Source organism: Gilliamella sp. Nev3-1 (assembly GCF_001690435.1).
Classification (GTDB): domain Bacteria; phylum Pseudomonadota; class Gammaproteobacteria; order Enterobacterales; family Orbaceae; genus Gilliamella; species Gilliamella apicola_C.
This window is the reverse complement of sequence record NZ_LZHN01000018.1, coordinates 107806-114676: the sequence shown is the minus strand read 5'-3', so window position 1 is coordinate 114676 and position 6871 is coordinate 107806. Positions and strand designations below refer to the sequence as shown.

At 38.3% G+C, this 6871-nt stretch carries 5 protein-coding genes; all 5 read right to left on the bottom strand.

Translation table 11 applies throughout. The annotated features are described in order from the left end of the window. Positions 1-11: 11 nt before the first annotated feature. Entirely contained in the window at positions 12-374 is a 363-nt protein-coding gene (locus A9G40_RS03965) for a DUF596 domain-containing protein (RefSeq protein WP_065582002.1), read from the bottom strand. After that, entirely contained in the window at positions 371-4339 is a 3969-nt protein-coding gene (locus A9G40_RS03960) for an RHS repeat-associated core domain-containing protein (protein ID WP_065582001.1), read from the bottom strand. Before A9G40_RS03960 ends, A9G40_RS03965 begins: the two co-directional genes overlap by 4 nt. A 17-nt stretch (positions 4340-4356) precedes the next feature. Further along, positions 4357-5355, bottom strand: a complete 999-nt coding sequence (locus A9G40_RS03955; protein ID WP_065582000.1) for a hypothetical protein — start codon at positions 5353-5355, stop codon at positions 4357-4359. A 9-nt stretch (positions 5356-5364) separates the two neighbouring features. Then, entirely contained in the window at positions 5365-6084 is a 720-nt protein-coding gene (locus A9G40_RS03950; RefSeq protein ID WP_065581999.1) for a DUF4123 domain-containing protein, read from the bottom strand. Between the two features lie 351 nt (positions 6085-6435). Next, positions 6436-6792, bottom strand: coding sequence for a hypothetical protein (locus A9G40_RS03945; RefSeq protein WP_065581998.1), 357 nt, complete (start codon positions 6790-6792; stop codon positions 6436-6438). Between the last annotated feature and the right edge of the window lie 79 nt (positions 6793-6871).

Sequence of the window (6871 nt, the reverse complement as noted above, 5' to 3'; positions counted from 1 at the left end):
AATTTTTTAATTTAAGTCCAAACCTCTTGACCATTACTGGTAATCCAAACAATGCCGCAATTTAATTTCACATAGAACCACATACCTACATCATCTAGATCATCATCCTCGTTATCGGGAGGGTAAGGAGGCCAAATATTCTTAATAGAATTAATTTGTTCTTCAATTGTGCCAGATAAAAAAATTCCATTTCTAGCTAATCTAATATGTCCATCTTTTATTAATTTTTCTAATATTCTAAAAAATAAATCTTTTCTTATTTCGTAGGGTATTTTTATATCTTTCGTGTAATTATCTAAATGTTGCCACATTGTGCCCATTGAATAACCAAAAGCACTTTCTAAAATAGAATTATAAATTTTTTTAAAATTCATTGAAATTTCATCTCCACTCTGTTTCCTTTATTAATACTCGGGTTTTTGATATCTATAGTCCATTTTGCTTTAGTTTGTGCTACAGATTCGGAAAAATTTCTTAACGTAATATTACTACCAGCATTGGGACCTTCTGTGATCTTAATTGAATATATCGTTCCTTTCCCCGGAATAATTTTTGCTGTTGGCATAGTATCAACACCAGATAGACGTTTAAAATAAGCCATAACATCAGCCTCAGATGCTCCAGTGAATACCGGTGCTCCAATACTGACATTTTTATCGGCGACGAGTATTTTACCATTTACTGAAATGGTAAAATCTTTAGGATGAATGTTTTTATTGTTATATAGAGCAGCTAGATTGTCCATTTCTGTTTTTGCTAATTGTTGTAAGCTTTTGGCTCCCTCTCCAGCAACCTCCTCAAACCCATTATTTTCAACCTTAATCAATCCTAACGGATCTATCCAATTTATCGGATCACTACCGGCATATTGATAACTATTTAAGCCACCCTGTATACCAAGTGGGTCTTGAGTAATATATCTGCCGGTAAACGGGTCGTAATAGCGGTTTAGGTTGTAATGAAGTCCTGTTTCCTCATCATAATATTGCCCTTGGAACCTTAACGGATTATTCGGCAGGGAATCTATATCGTCCTGATGGTAGGTTTCGTTTATTATCTGACCATAAGCATTATACTGGCATTCATAGAGCGTGTCACCTAAGCTGCCGGTAAGGGCAATGGGTGTGCCGAGGTGGTCGTTTTGGTACCAGTAGAGTTTGATATTATCTTGTTGGGCATTGCCGTGCACAAGGGCTAAGGGACGGTAAGAGTCTAGCTCGTAAAGGTAGCTTTGCCAATGTTTATCGTTATCGGTCTCGGCAATAAGTTTACTACCTTGCCAGATAAACTCGGTAGTTTTACCATCTACGGTTTTACTGGTACGACGGTTAAAGGCATCATAAGTATAGGTGATGATAAGCCCCGTTGGTTTAATCACTTTGATTAACCGGTGCCGGCAGTCGTACTCATAGTGGGTAACTAGACTGTGGTTTTTTCCGCGCTTTTCGGCAATTAGGTTACCAAAGCGGTCATATTCAAAGTGTTTATCACTAAAAAAGGTTAATCGGTTGCCTTTGGCGATATTGGCATGAAAAGGCGTGGGGGCTAGTGCTTGGGTTTCACTGATTTTATTGCCCGTTGCGTCATAATCAAACTGCTCGACTTTTTCAGCATGATGCTGCTCGGGATTGACCTCAGGGTAAGTTACGGTGTGTAACTGGTCAGCGTTATCATAACGGTAACGGCGTGGCTGATGTCCGGTAATTTCAGCAAGCTGTCCGTTAGGATTGTAGTGATATTGCTGTTGCCAAATTGGCGTTGGCGAGGTCTGGGTGCTAATATCATAACCATGATAACGTTGATGGGCAATAAGTTGCCCTAGTGGGTCATACTGGTAACGGTTAACCAGCCCATTACCCTGACGACGTTCACACTCTCGCCCTTGTTTATCCCAACGAAAAGCGGCTAATGGCTGGTGGTCGAGTGTCATTCCCAGTAGCTGACCCTGATTGTAATGATATTCTAACCATTGCCCATCGGGCAGTTTAGTGCCATTGAGTAAGCCGGTGTTTTCATCGTAGCGATGACGGATAGTCGCCCAGTTTTGGTGTTCGGCTGTGAGTTGATTACTTTTGTTATATTCCCAACCTAATACATTCTCGTTATCTTTTACCGCTATCAAGCGACCGATAGTATCATATTCATAGTGCTCAATATTTCCATCCGGTAATATTTTTTGAATTAATCGCCCAAGGCTGTCACGCTCATATCGGGTAATAAATGGCTCAGATTGATGTTCATCTCCGTATTCACAACGGGCAATAAGTTGGTTGTTTTTATTATAATGGTACGTGGTTTTTATATTATCAAAACCAATTTCTTCACTTAATAATCCATCAGCTGTGTAACGAAATTGATAGTGCTCCCCTTTTTGATTGGTGATTTGGCTAATCTGTAAATGCCCATTATCGTATTGGAAAGCCAGTTTTTCACCATTAGGTTGGTGTAATTGGGTGAGTAGGTGTAACGGTGCGGCGTAATCATATTGAGTGATTTTGCCCATTTCATCTTTAAACCAAATCACTTTACCATAAGCATTATACCGATACTCACGGGTGGTGTTATTGGGTAAGATAATTTGGGTAATTCGATTTAACGCATCATAACGGTAGTGTGTGGTACTGCCGTTTTGTTGTTTTTCCCATTCTAAGCGACCAATAGCATCATAGCCAAATTGGCGTAAACCTTGAATTGAAGAGTTATCCTCTAATAATTCCCCTTGCTCTGACCAAACTAAACGTTGGTGACTCTGGTCAGGATATTGAATAAAAATGGGCTTACCTTGAGCATTATATTGATATACCGTGCTGCGCTCTTGAGGGTCGATTAGCTCCAGTAAGTTCCCTTGGCTATCACGCCGAAAACGCCATTGTTGGTAAGTCTCTTTATCACCCTGAGTGAGGGTATAAATTTCCCCATGCAAGTAGTCATAATGAACACTATGCCCATCGGGATAAGTGATGGTATCTAACGCGCCAGTGATGGGGGAATAATCATAATAGGTAATATGACCTTCGCCATCAATTTCAGCTGTCAGTTGCCCTTTATCATTATATTCGTAGCTTTGTACATGACCCGCCGCAGATATTTTTTGGATTAATTTACCATGGGTATTATGCTTATAATAACTTTTACTGCCATCTTGGTGGATTATCGTGACACTGTTTTCTTCATCATTCCATTGATACTGACTATCCAATTGAGGAAAGTTCGCCCACTGCCGTAAACAGCGTGCCTGCTTACCTTCATTTTGCCATGCCCAATAAAAGGTTGCCCCACCCGCCATGACCCGTGATTGAATAACATGCTTATCATCATAAGTATAGTGCTCGGTCTCATTTGCGGCATTCGTCACCGCAACAAGTTGGTAAAGCGTGTTATAAGTGTACTTTGCTAGCACCGAAACACGCTGCCATTCTTGTGCGACTCGGGTGTGTAATTCAACTTGTTGGATTAAATTTATATTAGTATTCGGGGTGCTTGGGTTATTTTCATTAGTCGCTGCGTCTATTTCATTTTCATAAATAAAGACTAACTTGCGCGTCGGTTGCTCTGCGGGTGATAAAATGGCAGAAGGTAGCCGATTGGCGTTATAAATAACCTTAATGGCATTGTTATGCTTGTCTATAATGCGTTTCAAACAAGCTGTTGTCCCCTCTTTTGCACGTTTAAACACTAAAAAAGGTTGATTAGATTGAACAATGATAAACTCATTATCTTGTTCACCTTGGCACAACATGGCTTCTGATAAGCTATTTAATCTCTGTGTGTATTTTTCGGTTGGATAGGGAAAGCTAACTTGGCGATTTTCATGGTCTAACCATGTGATGCTATCGTTGTTAAATACCAAATGTTGACTTAAAAAGTGCGACCAGCCATAGCCCAATCCTTGCTGTAATTCAACAGCACTGGTACGATAAAAACGTTGCCAAATAAAAGGCACGATACCCGTTAAGTGACCATCTTCAACCGATAATAGCTCTTCGCCAGTTAATAACGATATGGGGTCACCATCATGAGGCGTCTGTTTATCAGAAGAAACCGCCTGCCCTTTGGCATTTTTACCGGCCTCTGGGGTGTCGGTGATATGTGACGATGCATTTTCTATTTTTGTCTGTGGATTCCCCCCCGATGAAGCAACGCTGCCATGTTCAGTTACACCCGTTGCATTGCTATGGGTTGTTGCCGTTTTGTGTGCATTAACATCCACGCCACCACTGTGAATTATTTCATGGTTATCTTTGACATGTTTTTTACATGCTTGCTTAGCGATGTCGGTTAACTCTTCTAGCGCTTCAATAAGCTCTTTAGTTGATGTGCTTGCTACCTTTTTTTTCATTATTATAATCCTTCTTATCAAGCAAAGTTCATTGCTATATCAAATCCTTTTTTTAGAACTGCGCCCGGTAAAATAATAGCAATAATCACTTCGGTTAATACTTGCCCTACAATTTTGGCACTAAAGTTAACTAATTGTTCGGGGGTTAACAATTTGAAAAGACACCAAGTTGCATTAAAAAAGATAAATAGCATGGCTTCATCTTTAAGCATCATTAGCATATCGCCTATTTCATCTTTATGTTCATTATACATTTGAATTAACTTTTCAGCGCCATCACCGATAAGTTGTTTCAGTTTTTTTGCATTTTCTAAAGGATGGCAAAATATATCAAATAATTTACACACTAAATTCCAAATGTCTTTTAACGTCGTCCAGATACCATCAGCAAACTCTTTACATGCCTCGACCCAATCTATTGATGCACCATTAGCAATATAAGCTTCCCATTCTTGCTTTTGCCGATTATTCCAGTTTTTTTCTAACCAATCTGCATATTGACTGATTAAACCATCATAAGAAGCATAGAGCTTGTCTAAATCTTTTTTTGTAAGATTGGGATAAAACATAATTTTATATTTTTGATTTGGCTTTAATTTTAAGACAGCTTTACCATTATCATCTAATTTACCTTCGCTGACGTAATTATCACTATCCCATATATAACCTGATTCCACCTCATATACCCGGTATTTGGTTTTCGGGATTGGAATGGTTTTACCTGCGGTTTGAAACGTATGTATGATAACCAGCTCGCCGCTTAATGGGCAGGTGGTCACCCCATCCATTCGTGCGCGACTTTGGACATTTTGAATAATTTCCATATCACCCACCTTAATTTGCTGATCCATATCAAAAAAGCGTCCGATAAATCTAGTATCGGTTAGTGATTTGTAGTCATTAAGGCAATTTTTAAAATCAGTAATAACCTCATTTATGACTTTATTGGCTTCTGCTTGTACATCGGGTGTGATAACAGGCTCTGATAAGGGGGGAGCAATGATGTCCTCTGTCATTTTGTTATCCTATGATTGAAGTTGTTGTAAAATGAAATTCCAAACGTCACTTTTACCCTGATTACATTGTAATAAACGTTTAACTTTTCTCTCTAAAATATCATGTCGATAGGCCCAATATATTTTCGGATAACTTTCTTGTAACGTTTGTAAGATATTCTCTAATAGCAGATCCTCTTTATCGGTTACCAATTTTTTTATTAATGATTCTGGCACCTGCCACCAAGGCGAAGTTTGCACCGCTTGCTCAACGGGTACATGCACTACATGTGATTGATGATTAATCCAGTAAAAAGCAAAAGCAGGCAGCACGTCTTGCCAGCTATCAGTAAAATAATCAAGCATGATTGACAAATATTCGCCATCCCAGTAGCGAAAAAATACCGTTTCACCATCGGGCATAATGGCCTGGGTTAAGCTCCGTAAATGGGCGCAGATGTCTGCAAAGGGTAAATGAGAGCGTGCCAGCCAGCCCCAGTCTTTGTGCTCAGTGTTATTAATCCAATCTAAAAAGGGGCTATGCTCATCAAGTCTCACTAGCATAGGCATAACAGAAAACCAGTGCTCGTAAGGAGTACCACTATAAAGACCATAGGGCGTTTGTGAGCCATCAGTGATATAGTAGTTTTTAACCGCTTGCGCATCACTGACGTTAGAAAGTACGGCATACAAAGGCATGGCAGAGGTAGCGGTAATCGTGCGCCATTGAGACAGTGGCATAGCTAGCATAATCTGCTCCTTGCATTGCGCAATAAAACCAACAAAGCTAAAAACCCGTTTAACTTATAAAAGACAAAAAAGGGATATTGAATAAAGCGATTGATGATTAAAGCAATACGACTAACAGCAAGCTCCATGATATTTACCTAAATTCCTTTAGAAAGTATTAAAAAACCGAAAAATAAAGGTATTTTTTAGCTAAGATAAGATTATTTTTTATTCTATGTAACCTTTTTTTAGTCTATTTTTGTTATTTTTTTAACAATAAACCTAGATTAGTTATGCTGAATACTTGTATTTTCAGCGCTTTGCCATGTTTAGTAAGGTGATTTAGGTAAATAATCGGTTTTATGTTATAGATTAATAATATTTGATTTCATACCTACCAATTACATCAAAAATATGATCATAAGTGCTAAGTATTATGCGTTGTTTACCTGCTTTATGAACTTCATCGACTAAATCAAAACTAGATTTTGAATATTTTTCGTAGGGATACTCATCTATTTCATAAATAGACAAACGGTCAATATCATTAAACATAAATGTCACTTTAACTTCAGGAACATTTAAAATCTCTGGTTTGCAACCTGCCAATGACAATGACGTATCAACAACCAAGGTAAATGGATAACATTCTAATTTAACCTCAGATAAAATTAATGCATTTCGTGTATAAATAATACCGTATTTTGTTTGTATTTCTTTTGTATTCATATCCCCTCTATTTTTAATTAAAAGGCAGCAGTCGAATATTTAAAGACCGCTATTAACCATTGCCATACAGATAACATCT

What these genes read in the sequence shown, in the direction of transcription:
- A9G40_RS03965 (WP_065582002.1), bottom strand. Translation starts at nt 374, where the DNA reads ATGAATTTTAAAAAAATTTATAATTCTATTTTAGAAAGTGCTTTTGGT.
- A9G40_RS03960 (WP_065582001.1), bottom strand. Translation starts at nt 4,339, where the DNA reads ATGAAAAAAAAGGTAGCAAGCACATCAACTAAAGAGCTTATTGAAGCG.
- A9G40_RS03955 (WP_065582000.1), bottom strand. Translation starts at nt 5,355, where the DNA reads ATGACAGAGGACATCATTGCTCCCCCCTTATCAGAGCCTGTTATCACA.
- A9G40_RS03950 (WP_065581999.1), bottom strand. Translation starts at nt 6,084, where the DNA reads ATGCTAGCTATGCCACTGTCTCAATGGCGCACGATTACCGCTACCTCT.
- A9G40_RS03945 (WP_065581998.1), bottom strand. Translation starts at nt 6,792, where the DNA reads ATGAATACAAAAGAAATACAAACAAAATACGGTATTATTTATACACGA.